20 protein-coding genes and 1 riboswitch are annotated in these 21,978 nt (G+C 42.0%); of the genes, 11 read left to right on the plus strand and 9 right to left on the minus strand.

Features of this window, described 5'->3' with window-relative positions:
• Positions 1-145 precede the first annotated feature (145 nt).
• The 3 genes from LCM11_RS06065 to LCM11_RS06075 are packed head-to-tail and all read left to right on the plus strand — an operon-like array spanning position 146 to position 2,043.
• Positions 146-493: a PadR family transcriptional regulator gene (locus tag LCM11_RS06065; protein WP_224893348.1), complete on the plus strand. Its 348-nt coding sequence runs from the start codon at positions 146-148 to the stop codon at positions 491-493.
• On the plus strand, positions 480-1,505 hold the full coding sequence (locus tag LCM11_RS06070; RefSeq protein WP_224893349.1) for an HAAS signaling domain-containing protein: 1,026 nt from the start codon (positions 480-482) through the stop codon (positions 1,503-1,505). Before LCM11_RS06065 ends, LCM11_RS06070 begins: the two co-directional genes overlap by 14 nt.
• Positions 1,498-2,043 carry a GNAT family N-acetyltransferase gene (locus LCM11_RS06075; protein WP_224893350.1) on the plus strand — a complete coding sequence of 182 codons (546 nt, stop codon included), beginning with the start codon at positions 1,498-1,500 and terminating at the stop codon, positions 2,041-2,043. Before LCM11_RS06070 ends, LCM11_RS06075 begins: the two co-directional genes overlap by 8 nt.
• A gap of 30 nt (positions 2,044-2,073) precedes the next feature.
• On the opposite strand, the gene LCM11_RS06080 is transcribed toward LCM11_RS06075, so the two are convergent.
• Complete coding sequence (locus tag LCM11_RS06080; protein ID WP_224893351.1) at positions 2,074-2,946, minus strand: SMP-30/gluconolactonase/LRE family protein; 873 nt, start codon at positions 2,944-2,946, stop codon at positions 2,074-2,076.
• Positions 2,947-3,261: 315 nt separating this feature from the next.
• Between LCM11_RS06080 and ppc the strand changes: the two genes are divergently transcribed.
• Positions 3,262-6,021: a phosphoenolpyruvate carboxylase gene (gene ppc / locus LCM11_RS06085; RefSeq protein ID WP_224893352.1), complete on the plus strand. Its 2,760-nt coding sequence runs from the start codon at positions 3,262-3,264 to the stop codon at positions 6,019-6,021.
• 71 nt (positions 6,022-6,092) lie between these two features.
• Here the strand turns inward: ppc and LCM11_RS06090 are convergent, their stop codons facing one another.
• Entirely contained in the window at positions 6,093-6,311 is a 219-nt protein-coding gene (locus LCM11_RS06090) for a hypothetical protein (protein ID WP_224893353.1), read from the minus strand.
• A 149-nt stretch (positions 6,312-6,460) separates the two neighbouring features.
• On the opposite strand from LCM11_RS06090, the gene LCM11_RS06095 reads away from it, so the two are divergent.
• Entirely contained in the window at positions 6,461-7,036 is a 576-nt protein-coding gene (locus tag LCM11_RS06095; RefSeq protein WP_224893354.1) for a phospholipase D-like domain-containing protein, read from the plus strand.
• A 116-nt stretch (positions 7,037-7,152) separates the two neighbouring features.
• Here LCM11_RS06095 and LCM11_RS06100 read toward each other — a convergent pair whose 3' ends face one another.
• The 5 genes from LCM11_RS06100 to LCM11_RS06120 all read right to left on the minus strand — a co-directional run bounded on the left by LCM11_RS06100 (position 7,153) and on the right by LCM11_RS06120 (position 14,561).
• Complete coding sequence (locus tag LCM11_RS06100; protein WP_224893355.1) at positions 7,153-9,885, minus strand: UPF0182 family protein; 2,733 nt, start codon at positions 9,883-9,885, stop codon at positions 7,153-7,155.
• 227 nt (positions 9,886-10,112) lie between these two features.
• Positions 10,113-11,489 carry a Glu/Leu/Phe/Val family dehydrogenase gene (locus LCM11_RS06105; protein WP_224893356.1) on the minus strand — a complete coding sequence of 459 codons (1,377 nt, stop codon included), beginning with the start codon at positions 11,487-11,489 and terminating at the stop codon, positions 10,113-10,115.
• Positions 11,490-11,802: 313 nt separating this feature from the next.
• Positions 11,803-12,582 carry an enoyl-ACP reductase FabI gene (gene fabI, locus LCM11_RS06110; protein ID WP_224893357.1) on the minus strand — a complete coding sequence of 260 codons (780 nt, stop codon included), beginning with the start codon at positions 12,580-12,582 and terminating at the stop codon, positions 11,803-11,805.
• A 159-nt stretch (positions 12,583-12,741) separates the two neighbouring features.
• A complete protein-coding gene (locus LCM11_RS06115) occupies positions 12,742-13,407 on the minus strand; it encodes a diphthine--ammonia ligase (protein WP_224893358.1) in 666 nt (221 codons plus the stop codon).
• 86 nt (positions 13,408-13,493) lie between these two features.
• Positions 13,494-14,561: a C45 family autoproteolytic acyltransferase/hydolase gene (locus tag LCM11_RS06120; RefSeq protein WP_224893359.1), complete on the minus strand. Its 1,068-nt coding sequence runs from the start codon at positions 14,559-14,561 to the stop codon at positions 13,494-13,496.
• 596 nt (positions 14,562-15,157) lie between these two features.
• Here LCM11_RS06120 and LCM11_RS06125 point away from each other — a divergent pair.
• The gene (locus tag LCM11_RS06125; RefSeq protein ID WP_224893360.1) at positions 15,158-16,216 is read left to right on the plus strand and encodes an NAD(P)/FAD-dependent oxidoreductase; all 1,059 of its coding nucleotides are present in this window, start codon (positions 15,158-15,160) and stop codon (positions 16,214-16,216) included.
• A 90-nt stretch (positions 16,217-16,306) separates the two neighbouring features.
• Here LCM11_RS06125 and LCM11_RS06130 read toward each other — a convergent pair whose 3' ends face one another.
• Positions 16,307-17,251, minus strand: coding sequence for an ATP-grasp domain-containing protein (locus LCM11_RS06130; protein WP_224893361.1), 945 nt, complete (start codon positions 17,249-17,251; stop codon positions 16,307-16,309).
• 146 nt (positions 17,252-17,397) lie between these two features.
• Positions 17,398-17,509: riboswitch (TPP riboswitch) on the plus strand.
• Between the two features lie 143 nt (positions 17,510-17,652).
• Between LCM11_RS06130 and LCM11_RS06135 the strand changes: the two genes are divergently transcribed.
• Genes LCM11_RS06135 through LCM11_RS06155 form a run of 5 tightly spaced genes read left to right on the plus strand, consistent with a single transcriptional unit; the run spans position 17,653 to position 21,226 of the window.
• Positions 17,653-18,648: an ABC transporter substrate-binding protein gene (locus LCM11_RS06135; protein WP_224893362.1), complete on the plus strand. Its 996-nt coding sequence runs from the start codon at positions 17,653-17,655 to the stop codon at positions 18,646-18,648.
• A gap of 14 nt (positions 18,649-18,662) precedes the next feature.
• A complete protein-coding gene (locus LCM11_RS06140; protein WP_224893363.1) occupies positions 18,663-18,956 on the plus strand; it encodes an MTH1187 family thiamine-binding protein in 294 nt (97 codons plus the stop codon).
• Entirely contained in the window at positions 18,953-19,723 is a 771-nt protein-coding gene (locus LCM11_RS06145; RefSeq protein WP_224893364.1) for an ABC transporter permease, read from the plus strand. The genes LCM11_RS06140 and LCM11_RS06145 overlap by 4 nt, the downstream gene beginning before the upstream one ends.
• Positions 19,716-20,453: an ABC transporter ATP-binding protein gene (locus LCM11_RS06150; RefSeq protein WP_224893365.1), complete on the plus strand. Its 738-nt coding sequence runs from the start codon at positions 19,716-19,718 to the stop codon at positions 20,451-20,453. The genes LCM11_RS06145 and LCM11_RS06150 overlap by 8 nt, the downstream gene beginning before the upstream one ends.
• Positions 20,450-21,226: a TatD family hydrolase gene (locus tag LCM11_RS06155; RefSeq protein ID WP_224893366.1), complete on the plus strand. Its 777-nt coding sequence runs from the start codon at positions 20,450-20,452 to the stop codon at positions 21,224-21,226. Before LCM11_RS06150 ends, LCM11_RS06155 begins: the two co-directional genes overlap by 4 nt.
• 83 nt (positions 21,227-21,309) lie before the next feature.
• Here the strand turns inward: LCM11_RS06155 and LCM11_RS06160 are convergent, their stop codons facing one another.
• The gene (locus LCM11_RS06160; protein WP_224893367.1) at positions 21,310-21,936 is read right to left on the minus strand and encodes a flavodoxin family protein; all 627 of its coding nucleotides are present in this window, start codon (positions 21,934-21,936) and stop codon (positions 21,310-21,312) included.
• Between the last annotated feature and the right edge of the window lie 42 nt (positions 21,937-21,978).

The raw sequence follows: 21,978 nt of genomic DNA on the forward strand, positions 1-21,978 counted from the left end.
ATTGAATAGCTCTTGTTAGAAACTAAAAAATTTTGCCACTTTAAAGCGAAAGGGTTTTACCTGTCAGGACGCTGTAAATATTTTATTGTTATATGTCATACAATGGTGTATGATATACACTATAAAGAGAGAGCGAGGTGGCTCATTGAGTAAATTGTTAACTTCCTTAATTACTGAGATGAGAAGAGGCTCTTTGACACTTGCTGTGCTCAGTCAGTTAAAATCTCCTCAGTATGGATACTCACTCGTCCAGCGTTTGGAATCTTCAGGTATTGTTATTGATCAAAGTACTCTTTACCCTTTGCTCAGACGACTGGAAAAGCAGGAATTAGTAACCAGCACCTGGGATACATCGGAAAGCCGGCCTAGAAAATATTACGTGCTGAGTGATTATGGTAAGGAAATTTTTAATGAGCTGAAAGCAGAATGGGAAAGGACTTCTTTACAACTTCATAATTTATTACAAGGAGAGGAAAAGGATGGACTTAATTAAACCGTATGTTTACGAGGTCACTCGAAGACTCCCGGATAAGATGCAGGATGATGTTGCTCTTGAACTCCAATCCACTATCGAGGATATGCTTCCTGAGCATCCATCAGAAAAAGATGTAAGAGCAGTGTTAACAAAACTGGGAGACCCAGCTGTACTTGCCAGACGCTATAGTGATCGTCCTTCCTATTTAATTGGTCCTGCCTTATATGATCAATATTTGAATGTTTTAAAGCTCGTTCTTCCTATTATTATGATCATAGTTGTCATTTCCGTAGTGGCTGAAAAAATTCTTTCTTTTACTGGTGAAACAAGCCTGCTTTCCATTATTCTATCTATCTTCATTCAAGCTACGTTTGCTGCAGCCTCTGCCGGAATTCAATCTGTGTTCTGGATTACAGTTATTTTTGTTATTGTTGAACGGTCCACGAAATCAGAGGAGGAACCTTTCGGAAAAGCCTGGACACCAGATCAGTTGAAGAATAAACCAGCCATCCCAAAGAAACGATTGATATCGAACTGGGAACTGGCAGGAGGACTTCTCTGGACTGCCGTTGGCGTAACGCTTTATCTGAATGCTTCCAGTCTGTTTGCTATATACGAGCAGGAAAATGGTGAAGGTTTAAATAAGGCCGCCACAATATTTAACTTAGAAATTCTGGCTTCCTTCTGGCCTTACATTGCCCTACTAGCAGGAAGCTCTCTTACTTTAATTATTTATAAATGGATCTTAAAGCAATGGACAATAAAACTGGCTGTAATGAATACGCTGTATAACGTGCTTTGGGTTATTCTTTTAAGCATTATGATCAGCCATCCTGATTTGTTTAATCCAGCCGCCGTCACAGAGCTTGAAGGAGCTCTCCAGTCCGATTTATCGAATTTAACTCAGTGGGTCAGGCTAACGGCTATAATAACCGCTGTCGTTTTTTCTGGAATTGATATATTTGAGGGATTTAAAAAAGCAAGAAAAGGAAGGAAATACAACAAGTTAGAGGTGGAACAAGTTGATTGAATTACAGCACTTCTCGAACGAAGATTATGATCAGCTGATTGGCTGGATCCCTACAGCTGCTTTCTTAATGAAATGGGGAGGTCCAATTTTTCAATTCCCCCTGGACCACAACCAGCTGGACTCCTATACGACTCGGCCAGACCGTATCGTATATAAAGCATGGGATTCTAAAGCTAAAGAAGTGGTCGGGCACATTTCTTTAGGGAGAATTGATAATAAAAATGAATCTGCCCGAATCGGTAAAGTACTGGTAAGTCCAGAACATCAAAACCGTGGAATCGGAGAACAAATGATTGCCCAGGTTACAGCTATTGCTTTTGAGGATCTCAAGCTTCATAAAGTGGCCCTTGGGGTCTTTGATTTTAATCAGCCAGCGATACGCTGCTATGAAAAGGCCGGTTTTCAAAAAGATGGACTGCTTAGAGACCACCGGAAAGTTAACGGATCATTTTGGAACCTATTAGAAATGAGTCTGTTGCGAACAGAATGGGATCCGTACTTCTCGCACAACCAAAAAAGGGAAGCTTCCTCATACTAGGAAGCTTCCCTTTTTATTAATCTCTAGACTTCACCCTTTAAATGGATAAGACGGAAGTCCACGGACTTTTGTTTTTAATTTAAACAGTCCACCTGCTTCCGGGTACTTCTCCAGGTCCTCATCGCTCATATCTTTTCTGGCTGTCGTAATGTAGAGTTCATTCATATCCTTACCGCCAAATACACAACACGTGACGTTTGCAGCAGGAACATCGATAAATTCTACACATTCTCCTTTTTCAGGGTCCCATCTGGAAACGCCTGCTCCGCCAAAATGAGCAATCCATAGCATCCCTTCTTCATCAATAGTCATGCCATCCGGCGACCCTTGATTCTCTGGAATGGTTACCACGGTTTTCGGATTGGTAATTTCCCCTGTCTCCATATTAAAGTCGTATCTCATCACTTGTTTGGTGGGCGTATCAATATGATACATATAATTATGATCAGGTGACCATGCGAGACCATTGGATATGCTGAGACCATTCAGCTTCTCAGTAACTTCAAGATTCGTATCCAGCCTGTAGAGCGCTCCTTTGTCCTGCTTCTCCTCTAAATTCATAGTTCCTGCCCAAAATCTTCCTGCTGGATCACATTTGCCATCATTAAACCGATTACCTGGCAAGTGGTTTTCTGGATCGGTTATAGGTTCCAGAGTTTCTGACATCCAGTTATAAAAGTAAAAGCCATTTTGAAGCGCAAGAATGACTTCGCCATCCTCCCGCGGTTGAATGGTACCAGGATACTGCTCCAATTCTACCGTCGTATTTTCATGCTGGACGGGATCATATCGGTGAATCTTCTTGCCGACAATATCTACCCAATACAGAACTTCCTTTTCTGAGTCCCAGCTTGGACCTTCACCTAATGTTGACTTGGAATCAAGTACTAATTGTACAGACATGGAGATCCTCCTAAAATTTAATTGCTTACTATAATAACATTTCTTTCCTTTTTTTAACGGTAAGCAAACCATTTGTAACTCATTCTTAAAAAAAATTACAGAAATAGGTCCTTCTTCCCTCCGCTCAAAAGATAACGCTTACATCACTTATATTCTATACTCTTACCAATTTAAGCCTGTCTAAAATTACTCCATCCGCTGTCATCGTTACGGTTCAAAGTATTTGACTATGCACATTATTCTGATAACATTATGAAAACATAAGGTAACTTTCAAGTAACTATAAAATAAATGTAATTACAGGAAGGTGAAAGTGTGACTAATCAGCCAAAAACAAACGATCATACAACTCCCTTACGCCGGGACATTAATGAACTTGGTAAAATGCTCGGTAATTTACTTGTCCATCACGGCGGAGAAGAGTTATTAAACAAAGTTGAAACCATTCGTCAATTGACGAAAGATCTTCGAAACAATCATAGTACATCTACTTATAATCAACTGAAAGAAGAAATTCAAAACCTCAAGCCTCCTATGCGATCCCAGGTGATCCGGGCTTTCTCAATTTATTTCCACCTCGTTAACATAGCTGAACAAAACCACCGTATCCGCAGACGCCGAGAGTATCAACTAAGAGAAGACCACGGAGCTCAGCCTTTCTCACTAGAAAGCGCCGTACTAAATTTAAAGAATAATAATTTTTCAAAAGACGTGATTCAAAAGGTGCTGGATCATCTCTCTCTTGAACTAATCATTACCGCACACCCAACAGAAGCTACCAAAAGAACCGTGCTGGAAATCCAGAAGAGAATCGCTACTATTCTGCAGAAACTGGATAATCCTCTACTTACTAAAAATGAAAGAGACAGCCTGAGGGATAGTCTTCAAAACGAAGTCAGCGTTCTATGGCAGACGGATGAATTGCGTGATCGTAAACCGACTGTAATGGATGAGGTGCGAAATGGCCTCTATTACTTTGACGAAACGCTTTTCGATGTGCTTCCAGAAATCCATCAGGAACTGGAATATTGTCTCGAGGAGAACTATCCGGAAGAAGATTGGGATGTGCCTAACTTCCTTCGTTTCGGTTCCTGGATTGGTGGCGACCGTGACGGAAATCCGAACGTAACCCCTGATATTACGTGGCAGACTTTACAAAAACAGCGTAACCTTGTCCTGAACAAGTATGAAGAAGTGCTTGTAGAGCTAATGAAACGTTTCAGTCATTCTTCTGCTCAAGTAACCGTTACAGACGACTTAATGGCATCCATAGAGAAAGAAGAACCAATGCTTCCTAAAGGAAAGAAATGGCGTGTGGAAAAAGAAGTTTATCGCCGTAAATTCGCTATCGTCCTGGAACGTTTGCGCCAGGTCGGTCAATCAGATCTTGGCTATAATTATGCGGATGAGCTGCTTGAGGATCTACATCAAATCCAAACAAGCGCCAAAACTCATCAGCCGGCTCGACGCGAATTGAAGAAACTGCGCAAACTGATCCGACAGGTTGAATTGTTCGGCTTCCACTTAGCAACTCTCGATATACGGAACCATAGCGGTGAGCACGAATCAGCTGTGGACGAGCTGTTGCGCAAAGTAAGTATTGAAGACAACTACAGCGAGCTTTCAGAAGACAAGAAAATTGAGGTTCTGCAAAGCGTATTGAAGGATCCACGTCCTATTTCATTATTAAACGAAGATTATTCGGACAGTACGCAAGAAATGCTTACCGTCTTCCAAATGATCCGAAATGCACATATCGAGTTCGGGAAGCGTTCCATTGAAGTTTACCTGATCAGTATGACAGAATCCGCAAGTGACCTGTTAGAAGTGCTCGTTCTTGCTAAAGAAGCTGGTATTTACCGTCTGCATGCTGACGGAACGGTGGAAAGTAATATTAACGTAGCTCCATTACTTGAAACCGTTGATGACCTTGTAGCTGGACCTGAAATCCTGAAGACGTTATTTGAGATGGATGTATATGCCAAACATCTTGAGCACCGTAATAACCACCAGGAAATCATGCTGGGTTATTCAGACGGCAGTAAAGATGGCGGTACATTAACAGCTAACTGGAGATTATACAAAGCCCAGCAGGAAATTCATACAATGGCCCGCGAGTATAACATCGGCCTGAAGTTCTTCCACGGGCGCGGCGGTTCATTGGGCCGCGGTGGCGGTCCTCTCAACCGCAGCCTCCTTTCCCAGCCTGAAGAAACACTGGGTGACGGTGTGAAAATTACCGAACAAGGCGAAGTATTATCTTCACGTTATTTGATAAAAGATATTGCTTACCGCAGCCTGGAGCAAGGTGCATCCACCTTACTCGAAGGGGCAGCCAACGTTTCCCAGGAATCAGAACAAGCGCATAATCGTGAAGACGCTTGGGAACAGGCGATGGAAGAAATCGCCGAGATTTCTCTTAAGAAATATCAATCCCTGGTATTCGGAGATAAAGACTTCCTGACCTATTTCAATGAAGCAACACCACTAAAAGAAATCAGTGAACTGAACATTGGCTCACGACCAATGAAGCGTAAGGACAGTTCCAAGTTTGAGAATCTGCGTGCAATCCCTTGGGTATTCGCATGGTCCCAGAACCGTCAGCTGATCCCTGCCTGGTATGCAGCAGGTTCAGGTCTTGCGAGTTATGTTGAAAATGATAATAACAGACTTGAACAGCTTAAGCAGATGTATATGAACTGGCCGTTCTTCCGCTCCACCATCAACAACTTACAGATGGCTCTTACCAAAGCGGATATTCAAACAGCGCAGGAATATACACAGCTGGTTAATGACCAGGAGCTTGGCGAACGAATCTTTAATAACATCGTCGACGAATACGAGCGAACTAAAGACATTCTTCTGAAGATCTCAGGTGATGAAGAATTACTCACTCATCAGCCGACGATCAAAGAATCCGTACGTCTGCGTAACCCTTATGTCGATCCGCTGAATTTCCTTCAAGTGGAACTGATTAAAGAGCTGCGCGCATCGGAAGATCAAGATGATGACCTGCTCACCGAAGTCCTGCTGACCATCAGTGGTATTGCAGCTGGTCTGCGTAACACAGGCTGATTAAAAAAACATTATGCCCGATAGAAAGAGCCCACAGCGATAAGCTGTGGGCTCTTTAGCATATCTGGACATTAGTTTTTCTTACCCGTTATATTTTCCATGTGCTGTTTAAACTCTTTTATTTTTTCATCAGGCTGCAAGTTCAATTCTTTTTCCTTACCTTTCCAAGTCCGCTTCGCATCCACAGTAACCCCCGCCTGCAATCCTTTGGAATCATTGATTATTCCTTCCCTCTCCCCATCAGGGTGTGGTGAAACCTCAGAGTGAACGTTTTGTGAATCCTTCGACATGAACTCTTCCTCCTTTTTTATTAACTTGAGTGTACTAGGTTGAATTTATTCTCCTAAAGGGCTATATAAATTCATCTGCACCCTCCAGACGGATTGAATAGGACAAAAATGGCTTCACATAAATATGGATTAAGGATAGGAGGAACTCTATGGAAATCCTAATAACCGCCGGATGCTCCATCCTGGCAAGCTCTTATATTACGTATAGGTGGACAATTAGGCAAAAGAAAGAGACGTATTCCCTTTCATATTTTCTATCCAAAACGAAGCGCTCTCCTTTAAAAGAGATCATTGAAACCATTCAAAATGCTGAGAAAACCATTGATGTAGCCATTTTTCTTTTTTCCAACAACAATATAGCTGCTGAGCTGATTCAAGCGGCGAAACGAGGCGTTAAAGTGCGCGTATTTACTGACAGGGAACAGCTAAAATCGTTCGGAGCTCAGATCAAAAATATTAAGGAACTCACGGACAACGGGGTTGCCGTCCGTACTAACACCCACGACGGAACGATGCATATTAAAATGCTGATCTCGGATCATATGCATGCTTTAGTGGGCTCTTACAATTTCACTTATAATGCCGAAAGAAAAAATGATGAAATCCTTCTTCGAGTAGATGATGAAAGGATGGGACAGCAGCTGTGTTCAGTGTTTGAGGATTTATGGCAGGACGGAGTGAACTGGCAGTTTTATAAAAACCATCCCGAGGAGAAGATTAGTTGAATGGGATTTTCTAATTCTCCAAATTGTTCATTAGAAATATGAAGCATGCACGCAATGAATAGAAAAAGGTGCTTTCCCTTTAACGTGGAAAGCACCTTTTCTTATGTTATAAATTGTTAATCCGTTTCACCTAGCATACTTTCTATTTCACTCATAATCGTGCCCGCTTCTTCCCAATTTCCATTGGATAACGCGCTTTGATAATCTTCAAATAAAGTTGAAAGCTCCTGAAGTTTTTGTTCGGATTCCAATAAGTCCTGAGTATTTTCATTTCCTGCAGGCTGCTCTTCTTCCCCTTCACTCGGCTCAACATCTGGATCGGTACGAGCAAGGAGACTTTCAATCGCCTTGTCAAATGTAGGTTCCATTACAATCTGATCCCCGTAAGCCAGAATAATCTGCTTCACTTCTGGCAGGGACGTTTCGTTGGAAGATTCAATGTAGATTGGTTCAGCGTATAATACCGTATCCTGAATCGGTATGACAAGCAGATTTCCTCGAATAACTTCCGAACCGCCCTGAGACCAGAGATTCAATTGCTGAGAAATGTTACTGTCCTGGTTAATTCGATTTTCAATTTGCTGCGGACCATAGACATTCTCTTGTTTAGGGAAACGGTAGACAAATGTTTCCCCATAGTTGTCGCCATCGTTCCTTACACCCATCCAGGCAATCATATTCTGCCTGTTCCTTGGTGTATAAGGAGTCATGAGTACAAATTCTTCCTCATCACTTTCAGGAAGCTTCATCGTGATGTAATATGGCTCCATCTCTATATCCTCATCAAAGTACTTTTCAGTAGGAAATTCCCAGTAGTCTTCCCGGTTATAAAATACTTCCAGGTTGGTCATGTGGTACGTACCATACATGGATGCTTGTATTTTAAACAAATCCACCGGGTAACGGAAGTGGGACTGGATATCAGCCGGTATGTCTTCTGTAAAGAGGTCCGGAAACATTTTCTGATACGTTTGAAGCAGGGGTTCATCAGAATCAACAGCGTAAAAGTCTACTTCACCCGTGTAAGCGTCAATTGTTACCTTTACAGAGTTCCGGACATAATTTTCTTCCCCTTTATGCGGCTCTGAGTAAGGATACCGTTCGGCTGTTAAGTATGCATCAATCATCCACGAAAGACTGCCGTCTTCACGAACAAAGATATATGGATCCTCATCGTAATTTAGAAAAGGAGCGATTTTTTCGACTCTGTCCATAATATTTCGTTCAGCCAGCAGTTGACTGTCCCCTGTCACTTGATCGGAAACAAACATCCGAAAGGATCCAGCTTCTAAACTGAAAAGTGCCCGATTAAGCCCTGATAGCGGAATGCCAGTGTCCGCTTCAAAACGTGTGGACTTATTCTCCTCACCGGATGGATAGTCAAATTCATCCACTCCACTATTTACGATCACATTTTGATAATTTTCTTCACCAAAGTAAATTTGCGGTCGTGAAATATCCATTACACCTTGGGAAGGCAGGTTTTTGAGCATATACTCCGGCTGTCCCTGAGCCGTAATTTCATTAACATCACTCATAGCTATACCGTAACCATGTGTATATCTTAAGTTCTCGTTCACCCACGTTTTAGCCTGAGAAGGCAGATCCTCCGTGTTCAATTCTCTGGCTCCAAGGAATACCTGTTGATATTCTCCATCTACCTGGTACCTGTCGATGTCGATATCATTAAATTCATAGTAAGTCCTAAATGTTTGAAGCTGGTTATAAATGTCAAGAATTGGTCTAGCATCGTTAATTCGAACATTGTTAATGGTCAATTGATTGCTTTCAATCAACGATTGATCAAGTGTTTCATTTCCTGGATGCTGCCGTTCATCAATCGATTCCAGATCATAAGCGGTACGAGTAAAATTCAAATTGTGTTCAAGATAAGGACTTTCTTTTGAGAACTCATTTGGAGATACTACATAGTTCTGGACGATAAGAGAAGCCCCCTGGCTCAGCAGGACTATTCCTATATAAGCAATTACAGGAATAAGCATAGCTCTATATTTACCACGCATCAAAGCAATTATCATCCAGACAGCCCCGATAATGGCTGCGCCTGCTAACGCATAAGAAGCGGGGATATTTACGACATCATCCGTATAACTTAATCCGTGCACCACGCTGGTTTGAAAGATATTGACTTCATTGGTAAGGAGCGTACCGAATGGAGCTAGTACATGCTCCATAGCTAAAAGCAGCGCAATTACTGCCAGAGTCCCCCCCATATGCAGCTGAGCAAAACGGCTTTTTCGATACATATTAAATGCGGAGTAAAAGCCGATCTCCACAAGAAGCAAGAAAATCCCTAAGCCCATCAGAGTATTTAAGGCAAAATTAATAAAGGGAAGTTCAAACATGTAAAAGGATATATCCATGGAGAAGTGAGGATCATTTACTCCAAAAGAAGAATGATTTAAAAACTTCAGCCACAGTTCCCAGCCTACACTTTGAACGATACTGCTTCCAAACAAACCAACCAATGCCGAAACCCCGAGACTGATGAGGCGTCCCCACTTCTTATCCCGGATTACGGATGGCAGTTCATCCCTTTCAAAATAACGGATGTATCCTTTTCTGATTAATGAAAGCGTTACATATGTCAGTGCGAAATAAACAATGAATCCTATAATACCAAGTAAGATCTTAGTGCTGAATATGGTGGTGTACACCGATTGAAATCCCAATGAATCCATCCAGATGTAATCGGTAATCCAACTTAGGGTAAGCCATAGCAGAAAAGCAAGTACGATCAAAACTCCAAAAATTTTCCCTGCTAAGCCGAGGTACTTCTTTTGTTTCTTATTCTGCAGTGGTCGAATGTTATTTGTCTGTTTATCCAACTTTCTCCTCCTCCAAGTCTATTCGGGACCTACCTCCCCTGTAAAGCAGTGAGCCAAAAGATCCTATAGACTAACTATATTCTATTCTATAGGAATCCGTAAAATTTCAAGTCGTTCGAAACCTGGCAGGTTATTCCTAACGTTCTAAATAGTTATACGTCTCCCCCGGTCTATAAGTTTCAGTTTTATAAAAAAACCAGCCAAATAGATTGGCTGGTTTTTCCTGATTAATACAGTTTTCCTTGACGATACATAATCGTAGATAATTTCATGACCGAGTGAATGTAACAGTTCTGTCTAAGCGGGAATGGATCCCCAAAGAACTGTGGTAGAATTGTGTCCATTGTATATTTCATTTTATCAAATAAACGCTCAAAAACCTGGTCCTCTGTCATAAATTGCGCTTCACGGCCTTGAATCCATTCATAGTACGAAACGATAACCCCTCCTGCGTTCGCAAGGATATCCGGTACAATTAATACACCTTTGTCAGCAAGATACCGATCAGCATCTTCTGTAATTGGACCATTTGCTCCTTCTATGATCATAGAAGCCTGAATCCGTTCCATATTATCTTCATGAATCTGATCCTCAAGTGCAGCAAGCAGAAGAACGTCACAATCCATTTCCAGCAGTTCGTCACGCTCTCTAATGTCTGCTTTTATTTCATGCTCTTCCAACTCTTCTTCCGTTGTTGGCAGATCCCCATCTGACTCTTCCGTGAACTTGATGAGGGCAGGGATATCAAGCCCGTCATTATTGTGAAGCATAACATTGTGATCACTGACTGCTACAATTTTATTCTGAAGATAATCGCACTGATAGGCCTCAAGAGCAGCTACAGAGCCGAGGTTTCCAAATCCCTGTATAGCCATACTCAGCTTCTGATCATGATGATTTAAAGCCGTATTAGCGAAAACATTATCAGTTTCCGATAACCACTTTTTATTTTCATTTAAGAAGTTGTGCATCATATAACGGAATGTGAAGTATACACCCTTACCGGTAGCTTCACGTCTTCCTAGTGATCCGCCGTTAACTACACTCTTTCCTGTAAAGCTGTTGCGGTAAGGTTCACCAGGATGAATGTTTTTGAATTCTCCCATCATCCAGTCCATTTCACGCTCACCGGTTCCTACGTCTGGAGCAGGGATGTCTTTATCAGGACCTAGTATATCATCGAAATACTGTACATACTTCTTACATATCAGATTGAGTTCTTTAATGTTGTACTCCTGAGGTTTAATAACGACCCCGCCTTTACCTCCGCCAAAAGGAAGCTCATGGAGTGCGTTTTTCAAGGTCATAAGCTTGGCCAGGTTCGACACTTCTCCTTCATTTACGGATTCGTGGAATCGTACTCCGCCTTTATATGGCCCTACTGTATCACTGTGCTGGACACGGAATGCGGGAATACGCACAATGGTGTTGTCATCCAGCGTCACCCTCAAAAAGGATTTATGTATATGATTGGGGGTGGAAAGTAAAGCTACTAGTGATTTAAACGCCTGTTCGCGTGTCTGCGCCTGAAGATCAGGCAGGAATGATTCATCTTCCATTAAAGCTTTCATTGATTCTTCAATAATGGTCTGTTGTTTTTGCATCTTACTGATCCTCCATTCTGTACTTTTTGTCCTGCGTCATATTTCCTTGTCTAATGTTTTTCTTTCCCTAATTTAGAAGTATGAAACGTTTTCTTTCCAAGAAATAACTTCCCATTATGTATAACCTGGCTATTTTTTACTGAAGTTTCACGCCCTTTCACATACCAGAGCCATTCAACTTTAAAACTGAGCCCTACACACACGGAAGTTTTATTTTTGTAATTAATTATGAGTGTTATAAACCTTCTGGATTCAGAACCTCTTAAACTCAAAAAAGTCCGATTCTCATTGGAGAATCGGACTTTTTTACAAGCTATCCAAGTATGTTATAACCTGAATCTACATATACAATTTCACCTGTAACCCCTCTGGAAAGATGGCTCATCATGGCAAGCGTCATATCTCCAACTTCTTCCTTGGTTACATTTTTGCGAAGCGGGGCAGTCTCTTCAATCTTATGGAGTATTTCGTTAAATGAAGGGACCCCTTTAGCTGCAAGCGTGCGGATCGCTCCTGCTGAAAGGGCGTTCACACGGATGTTATGCTTTCCTAAATCTGCGGCTAAATATTTTACAGTAGATTCAAGCGATGCTTTTGCCACTCCCATTACATTGTAGCCCTCTACTACGCGCTCAGCTCCGAGATAGCTCATGGCTGTTATCGCGCCGCCTTCTTTCATATACGGATGAGCTGCTTTGGCCACGGCAATCAGGGAATAGGCGCTCGTATCCTGTGCAAAGGCAAAACCGCTTCTTGACGTATTAAGAAAATCACCTTTTAAGTCCTCCGCGTGGGCAAAAGCAATAGAATGTACCACACCGTGAATACAATCCACTTTTTCTCCAATCGTCTGAAAAGCTTCCTGGATACTTTCATCATTGTTTACATCACAGGAAACGACCGCTGCCGCTGCCATATCATTCTCTTCCAGCAGCTTCTTCAGCTTTGAATAAGAACGATCTTTTCTATATGTAAAGATGAGGTTTGCCCCTGCTTTATAAAGGGACTGGGCGACACCCCAGGCCAAACTGCGGTTATTCGCTACACCCATGATCACTACATTCTTACCTGTCATTTTTAATAAATCTTCCATAGTAACCTCCATAATAAAGTGATTAATAACTGATATCATTACCATCCTATCATAGTTTATATACCGCTATTATCTTACCAATAATAAAAATAATAGGACAAACCGGTAATGAAAGACACAATTGTGATCAGATTGCTCCCTTCTTAAGAGTTGATTACATTATTCCTTCAGCTCTATATGAACAAACCGCTCATTCATAGTCAAAAAAGAATCCCCTGTTTTTATAGAGATCGGTTGATTAAATATAGGTCCGTCGAAAACAAATGTATGAAATTCTCCATATTCACCGCAAGGATCCACGGATACTGGAAGCTGTCTTAAGAAATCTTCATTGTACATATGACCCACAAACTCTCCAGAAAGCTGGTCAGTATCTACCGTCGTAATCACAGCCTTAAACCCTTGCCTTAGAAATTCATGTGCGATTTCCCCGGAATCTGTACCCCAGAGTGGGTAAACGCCTTGCATCGCCATCCTTTTCATTAGTTCATCACGGTAGTTCTTTATATCATCTAGAAATAGATCAGCATACACAATAGACGTAACTCCTAGTTTTTTAAATTGATCAAACTGCTTATGGAGCTCTCTCTCATAAATTTCATTTGATGCCTGGGAGGGCAATTCTAATTCGTAGTGAGGCAGACCAATGGCTTCCGCCTGCCTTGTAAGCCAGGTTCGCTTGACTTCATGCATTGGCAGGCGGTGGCTTTCAGAAGAAACGGTAGAAAATAAACCTTTGACTATACAATTTGGGTCATTCAGCACTTTAAACAGCGCAAGGGAGCTGTCCTTACCTCCGCTCCAGGAGACCATTATATTCTTCATAAACTCTCTCCTTTTACACTTTCTTTAAGTTTAGCGGATGAAGATATTATAAAAAACCTTCTGCTCGTGTAAGCAGAAGGTTTTCCTTATTTTTTACCTGTCCAGTAAGCCCCGTCTTCCATATGGGCGAACGGAATATCCGTATCGACAAGTCCTGTTATCTTTTCCAGTTGAATGTCTTGCCCTCGCAGCCATTGGTTAAAATCAAATTCTACTGGCGGCTGGTCTCCTCCAAGGGAAAACCAGGCTTTCATTTCCTGTGGAAGGTACCCCGCCGTATGGATGGTACCGGCCCAGCTGCTGTATAGTTTAGAAAACACGCCTCTTGTAGTTCCATTCATGAATTCAAATGCTTCTTCCGCATTCTGTAAGGAACTGCGGTTTGTATGGATCGCACTTTCCCGCTTCTTAGAATCAACAAGGTGGTTCCGATTTTCTTTGGTCAAAATCTCAAAGTGATTGGTGCAGACATTCGACTGCCTCACCTCTACTCCTCTAGGTGATGCTTCCACCACGAAGGTTTGGTTACTTCGGTCAAAAACGGTATAGCTGAATGAATGACGGTGAGGAATTTCTTTAAGCATACCCACCGCTTCTTCAACAGTGGCACAGGATTCGAGTATCATACGGCCGATTGCACAACATATAAACCCGTCCCCCGGACGTTTCCTGTGCATGAAATTATAGCCGAGTACAAGCCCTTTTTCATTCATACCGTCCATGCGTCCTGTAATTCTTTGAGTCGGTCCGATAATCGCATATCCTTGATCTAAAGGCTGAAAAAGAGAATAGCGACCTTCATAGGTTTTTGGCATATAATCGTAATTTCGAATGAAATATCCTTCCCCTGTCATGATGGAACAACCAGACCGTTTGTAATCAATTCGATACCCGCCAAACTCCTTCATAATTCTTTCCATAGGCCAGCCGAGAGCATCTCTAAGTCCAAGAAGTTCCTCCCATAGACCAGGAGCAAAACGCGTGATCGCTTCTTTCACTTCTTGCTCTTCTACGGTAAAACGAGGTTTTCTCACTTTCCATTGCTTTTCTCTATTTTTCACAGACCAGGAATTTCGTAATAATTCACCCTGATGATAGCCAAAACTATAATGACTGCCCCGAAATTGTATAATGTCACTATGTACGTGTTTCATGCAGAATCCCTTTCTACGGTGGTTTTATGTAATAACCTTACCATTTTCCTTTCACTACCATAAAGATATTTGCACCATATCTGGTCAAAGAAAAAATTAGCTGTAATAGAAGTAGTTCTTGTACTAAAGGGCCGAGGCTGAAAGACTCCGTTTCGATATATCTTAGATCCGCTGCTGATATAGAGAGGGGCTGGCTACGGAAACAACTCGCCTTGTTCCATCACCCAGACACTCGAGACATAAGCCGCTCATCAACGGATTGAAAAACCGCAATCCTTTTGATAGTAGGCATATGCTGGTCGTGTCTTTCGGGGTGATTCCACATTTGAACACTTTCCTGCGGCCCTACACGAGATAGGGACGATCGTATTGTGACTTAATAAATCTTGATTATAACGATGATATTTTTAGAGAAATTCTCACAAAATAGGAGGAACTCGTGAAACTTGTCACGAATTGCTCACTTCTTCTAGTTTTTCAGGCAGAATTTTGATAATCTTAAAATAGTGAGAAAACCGTAAGCGTTTTCGACATAAATCGGTGATGCACCTGAATGTGAGCAGCTGAGAATGAATTTAAAAAGGTGGTGTTGATGCATGAAACGGTTAGTTATATTAGGGGGCGGGTATGGTGGTCTCAATATATTACATGGTCTTTTAGAAGATTTACCAAAAGATGTACATATCGTTGTCGTTGACCGTAACCCTTACCATTCACTAAAAACAGAATTTTACACGATCGCTGCCGGTACAGAATCAGATCGTCATGCTCGTGTAGATTTTCCTGAACATGATCAAGTGGAGTATGTATTCGACGAGATCGAAAAAATTGATGTAGAAAACGAAAAGGTACTCATGAAAAATTTCGCCTATGATATCGAGTATGATTATCTTGTAATCGGGCTTGGATGCGAGGACAATTATCACGGAATTGAAGGCGCCAGGGAGTTTACGGAAAGTGTACAATCTTTTTCCCAAGCCAGAAGTGCCGGCTACTCCATTAATAACTTGGGAGCCTATGGAAAAATAACGATTGTTGGTGCAGGATTAAGCGGTATCGAAGTGGCTTCCGAAGTACGGGAAAGCCGTGCTGATTTAAACATTCGTTTACTCGATCGTGGTGAAACTGTACTGAAAGCATTCGACCATAAAATTCAGAAGTATGTAGAAAAATGGTTCCACGAACATGATGTGGAGGTCATTCACAACGCAAATGTAGAATACGTTGAAAGAGACGGTGTATGTAATAACGGTCTCTGCTATATGAATGACGTCACGGTCTGGACAGCGGGAGTTCAGCCAAATTACTTAGTTAGAGAGCTCCCTTTTGATAAAGATGTCCAAAATAAGATTATCGTTAATGACTATTACCAGGTTCCAAGCCACCAAAATGTTTACGTGGTCGGGGACTGCGCATCTGCCGAACATTCTCCAAGTGCTCAATTAGCAGGTCAGCAAGGAGAGAAAGTGGCGGAAGTCATATTGGCCTTTCTTAAAAATCGTGTTCCGGTTCCTCCAGGCGAGGTTAAACTTAAAGGCGCCTTAGGCTCTCTCGGTAAGAACGACGGATTTGGCAATATGCTTCAAAAACCAATGACCGGAGTTTTACCTAGGCTTGCTAAATCAGGAGTTCTCTGGTTAAGTAAACGCCATTAATTTTCTCGTGTCGTGAAGAGTTCATCTCTTCACCCGTGCAGAATTCTATAAAAGAAAGCCATTTTCCAAAGAGGAAAATGGCTTTTCTTATTAAACGCGGACTGGATCCAGCAGGCGCCCTAAATACTTAGCAAGTTCAAGCATCCCGTACACACCGGCTTTTTCTTCCGCATCCGTATTATAATTGGTATTTGTGTTCACATCATAAGCGTATAAGTTCCCTTCTTGATCTTGAATAGCTTCAATAGCGGCAACTTGAATATGATTCGCCTGTAGAAAGGCTTCGAAGTCGTCAATAATGGCTGGACGATAATTTTCCAGAATTTCAAATTTTGCTTTTTCCTGTGATTCTTCTGCATCGGTTGGGCAGAACTGGTCTTCAATTGAGCAGGCATCAGCCGGACATAACTCAAACCCTTCCGACGTGTCCACTTTCACTCCATAGAGAAACTCCCCGTTTACGAACTCATGACGTACGATATACGGTTCGGGAGCCTCAATATACTGCTGAATTAAAGTGATACCGTCGACAGGTTCTTCAAATTCAGCTCCTTCCACATATTCCTGAAGTGCTTCTTTAGAATGAAACAACTGCACGCCCTGCCCTTTACCAGCGCGGTTGTGCTTTGTAATAAATGAATTCATTCCCAGTTTATCTGCAGCTTGTAAAATATTCTCTTTCCCGACAGCGGAGATCGTTTTTGGAGTACGGATTCCTTGTTGATTCAGTGCCATATATTGATTCACTTTACTTATTTCAAGGTTTAGTGCAGATGTTCCATTTACGACCGTCCTGCCGTGGCGTTCCAGCCAGGAAAGGACTGCCCCTGCAAACTCAGGAGCATAGCGATGGTTTCTCGTGTGAGAGGAGGCGCTGATCCGATTATAGAAAATCCCTTCCGGTGGCTCTTCTGTTAAGTCTAATGTACCTTGATCCAGATGCCATAATTCAAATGGCAGTTCTAACTCTTTTAAACGTTCCGTTAAGTGAACGGTCCACTCGTCGTTCTCGTGGAGTACATAAATTTTGCTCATAAAAAGGAACTCCCTTTCTGTAATAACGATTTCCTTTATCTTAACATAAAAAGCCTATCTGTTTACTAGGAATAAGATTCTAGTACTTGCTAAATCTATTTCGTTATGGCACAGTAAAATTATAACGTTGTTCATCAAATTGAATAGTTTGAATGTAGGGGGACCAGTGTAGCTGGTTGAGATTGTATCCTTTTATGATACTGACCCTTAGAACCTGAACTGGTTGATACCAGCGTAGGAAACATAAGTAGCCGATATATCTGATCGATTACTATATATGCACCCTAGGTTATGGTACCAGGGTGCTTTTTTGTATGGATAAAACTCTAAAATTTCTTACGCCGGTTCACCCCTATACTCTATTAATCTCTCTGATGAACATATAATCGGGAGGGAATCAATTGAAAAAAATAATCATCCTATTCATGACCGCTTTAGTGGTAACGGGGTGCTCATCCAATGCCGGAAAAAGTGAAGAAACTTCAGCCAAGCAAGAGGAAACGAACTCGGTTAAATTGGTACTCGACTGGACTCCTAACACCAATCACACCGGAATTTATGTGGCTCAGGCAGAAGGTTTTTTTAAGGAGCAAGGACTGGATGTGGAAATTATGCTTCCAGGTGAAGCGGGTGCCGATCAGCTTGTCGCCTCCCAAAAAGCAGAATTTGGGATCAGCGCTCAAGAAACATTGACAGAAGCTCGTATACAGGACATTCCTGTGGTGTCGATCGGGGCTATCATTCAGCATAACACCTCAGGTTTTGCCTCACCTACGAATAAAGGCATCACCTCTCCAGCTGATTACGAAGGAAAAACTTACGGAGGCTGGGGAGCTCCTGTAGAAGAAGCAGTCCTTTCTTCTCTCATGCAGAAAGAAAATGCAGATGTTTCTGAGGTTGAAATTGTAAATATGGGAAATACCGACTTTTTTACGGCCGTGGAACGGGATATCGATTTTGCCTGGATTTATTACGGTTGGACAGGAGTGGAAGCAGAACTTCGAGGACAAGAGCTTAATATGCAATACCTAACGGACTACTCGGAGAAACTGGATTATTATACGCCAGTATTAACGACGAGCGAAATGATGATAAATGAGAACCCTGAAACCGTACAAGCATTTATGGATGCTGCAGCAAAAGGATATGAATATGCAATCGAAAAACCCGACCAGGCAGCTGATATTCTCATCGAAGCTGTGCCGGACCTCGACCCAGAGCTGGTAAAAGCCAGTCAAGAATGGCTGTCACCTAAATATAAAGATGATGCAGATCAGTGGGGTCTTCAAAAAGAAGAAGTTTGGAGCAGCTACGCCGAGTGGATGTACAATCATGACTTGCTTGAAGAAAAATTAAAGGCTGAAGAGGCATTTACGAACGAATTCTTACCAGAATAAAGGAGGAAAAAGTGTTGTCTAATTCACTTGTCAGTATTCAAATCATTCCCAAAACGGAGAAGAACGAGGATGTTATCCCTTATGTGGATCATGCGATTTCACTCATTCAACAATCGGGGCTGAAGTACGAAGTCCATCCTCTGGAAACAACGATCGAAGGAGAGCTTTCGACAATTTTTGAGTTAATCGAAACAATGAACGTGGCTATGGTTGAAAAAGGGTGCAGCAACGTCATATCTCAAATTAAAGTTCTTTATCAGCCATCAGGAGCTTCGATGGATGACTTAACATCGAAATATCGAGCATGACTCAAAGATTCATCAAAGGATGGAGGCCCGTTGCGGTTCTCCTCCTTTTCATTCTTTTATGGGAGCTCTGCAGCCGCTGGTTTGACATACCGGAATGGCTTTTACCACCTCCGACTTTAATTATGGAAACCGGCATCAACAGCTGGTCGGATTATGCTCCCCACCTTTTTTCAACTATTCGTTTAACATTTACAGGATTTATGATTGGGGTTATGTTCGGGTTATTACTCGCGGTCTTTCTTCACCTGCTTCCATCCGTAAGAGAGGCTTTATATCCCTTACTCATCTTGTCACAAAACATCCCGATCATCGTTCTTGCCCCCTTACTTGTCATATGGTTTGGATTCGGGGCTTTACCTAAATTGATTATTATTGTACTAGTATGCTTCTTTCCTATTGCGATAGCTGCCATGGATGGTCTTCGTCAGACAAACCCTGAATGGATGCATTATATGAAAATGGCAGGGGCTACGAAAGGACAGATTTTCAGGAAACTGGAATGGCCCAACGCCCTGCCGTCTATTTTTTCAGGGGTGAAAATATCAGCAGCCTATAGTGTCATGGGTGCTGTGATTTCAGAATGGCTGGGAGCGAATAAAGGGATAGGCGTCTATATGACGCTCGCTTCTTCTTCTTTCCGGACAGACCGGGTTTTTGTGGCCATTTTTTTGATAATGAGCTTAAGTCTGCTTTTTTTTCTTCTTATTAATTTACTGGAAAATAAAATGACCAGCTGGCAAAGAAAAGGAGGTGGTGCTCATGAATAAACTAGTAGTCGACCAGCTCACAAAATCATTTGATTCCTCTATTATTCTTCAAAATGTAAGCTTCTCTATTCAAGAGGGAGAATTCGTTTCCATACTGGGTCCTTCCGGAAGTGGAAAAAGTACGCTGTTTCATTTGATCGGTGGTCTCTACCCGCCCGACTCAGGAGATATTTATATTAATGGAGAACGGACTACGGGCGAAAAAGGCAAAATTAGTTATATGCCGCAAAGTCCTTCTCTCCTCCCCTGGCGCACTATTATGGAGAACGTGATCCTTGGCAGTGAAATTATCGAAAAGCCAAATAAAGCAGAAGCTCTCAAAATGATTCAACAGGCGGGACTTGAAGGGTATGAACAGGCCTATCCCTCCCAATTATCCGGTGGGATGAAGCAAAGGGCTTCCTTCATCAGAAGCTTACTAAGTCCGCAATCCTTAATTTGTTTAGATGAGCCTTTTTCCGCTTTAGATGAGTTTACCAGGATGGATATGCAGGAATGGCTGCTGTCGATTTGGACAGAACATCAGAGGTCGATTTTATTTGTTACCCACAACATTGAAGAAGCTATCTTTCTATCAGACCGGGTCATTGTATTATCAGACCGTCCGGCTAAGGTCCAGAGGGAGTTCAAGATCCCGTTCGCCAGACCCCGGAATTCTTCTCTTATGCTGACCCGTGAATTTTTAAACTGGAAGAAAGAGATTTTTGAAGAATTGAAGGTGTTGGTATGAACGCTTCCATCGTAGATGCCCATATTCATTTTGATCTTTATCAAGAAGAAGACCGAAGAAAAATCCTTAAAAGTCTCGAAGCAAATAGGATAGAATCCATGGTTACTGTGTCCAGCCACCTCACATCGGGAATCAAGAATCTTATGATCGCTCAAGATGATAAGAGAATTAAGCCGGCGCTTGGTTACCATCCCGAGCAGCCGCTTCCTTCAAAGGAGGAAATCGAGGGTATTACTTCACTCGCTCGAAGATATAGCAGCAGCATCTCTGCCATTGGAGAAGTTGGACTTCCCTACTACTCCAGAAAAGAAGATCCATCTATAGATGTGGAAGCTTATGTGAACTTACTTGAACATTTTATTAAGCTTGCGGCAGAGTTAAACAAGCCTATTGTTTTACATGCTATCTATCAGGATGCTGAAATCGTCTGCGATTTGTTAAAAAAACATAATATCAGAAATGCCCACTTCCACTGGTTTAAAGGAAGTGCTGCTACAACCCAGACTTTAATAGAAAATGACCATTATATATCTGTGACCCCTGAGTGTGTTTACAAACCTAAAATTCAGAAGTTGATCGATGTATATCCTTTGAACCGGATTATGGTTGAAACGGATGGTCCCTGGCCGTTTAAAGGACCTTTCAAAGACAAGATGACTCATCCTGCCATGATGCACGACTCGATCGCTAAAATCAGTGAAATTAAAGGTCTGCCTTTGCAAATGGTGTACCACATCATTCAGCAAAACACGGTAAAATTCTTCCGTATCTAGAGAAGCGTCCAAAAAATAGCAGCTCCGTAGCAGCGTGTCCATTATATAATGGACACTTTTACGGAACTGCTTTTCTCTAAAGCTTATTCTGTTGTGTTCCCTTCTGCGGGAATAGGATGATTCCGGTAGATTTCAGCCAGGTGAGTGGTGTTGTATCCAAGCATTTTAACTCGGCTTTTAGTAAAGTCATTTTGTATACCTTCCGCTTCCATATATGATGGTCCTGGACCTGCTTCCCCTACCCAGTAAGCATCCACATTTGGCGGTATGGTAAACCCAAGAGCTGCAAGCCGGTAAAGAATGCTTTCGGCTACCTTCTTAGCACCGTCTTCATTTCCCGTAATAACTATTCCAGCTACTTTGTTATAGAAAATAGGCTGACCCTTTTCATTGGTTTCACTTCCACTGCCGTTTAGTCTTTCAATTAAAGTGGTGGCAATGCTGCTTTGCTGCCCCAGCCAAATAGGAGATCCAACGACTAAAATATCTGAGGCTTTTATCTTTTCTAAAACTTGCGGCCACTCATCTCCACCGCCTAAATCCGCGCTGATACCTGGTGGTATATGGTAGTCCGCCAAGCGAAGAGATTCATATTCTACGTCTTTTTTATCATAGATTTTCTCTACTTCTTCCCACAAGGCTTGTGTATTGGATGGTTCTTCCGACTTCTTTAAAGAAGTATTAATAAACAAAGCTTTTAGTTTACTCATCATTATTCCTCCTTCTTTCTTAATCTTTACTACACATTCCCA

Source organism: Halobacillus halophilus (genome assembly GCF_020171985.1).
Classification (GTDB): Bacteria; Bacillota; Bacilli; order Bacillales; family Halobacillaceae; genus Halobacillus; species Halobacillus halophilus_A.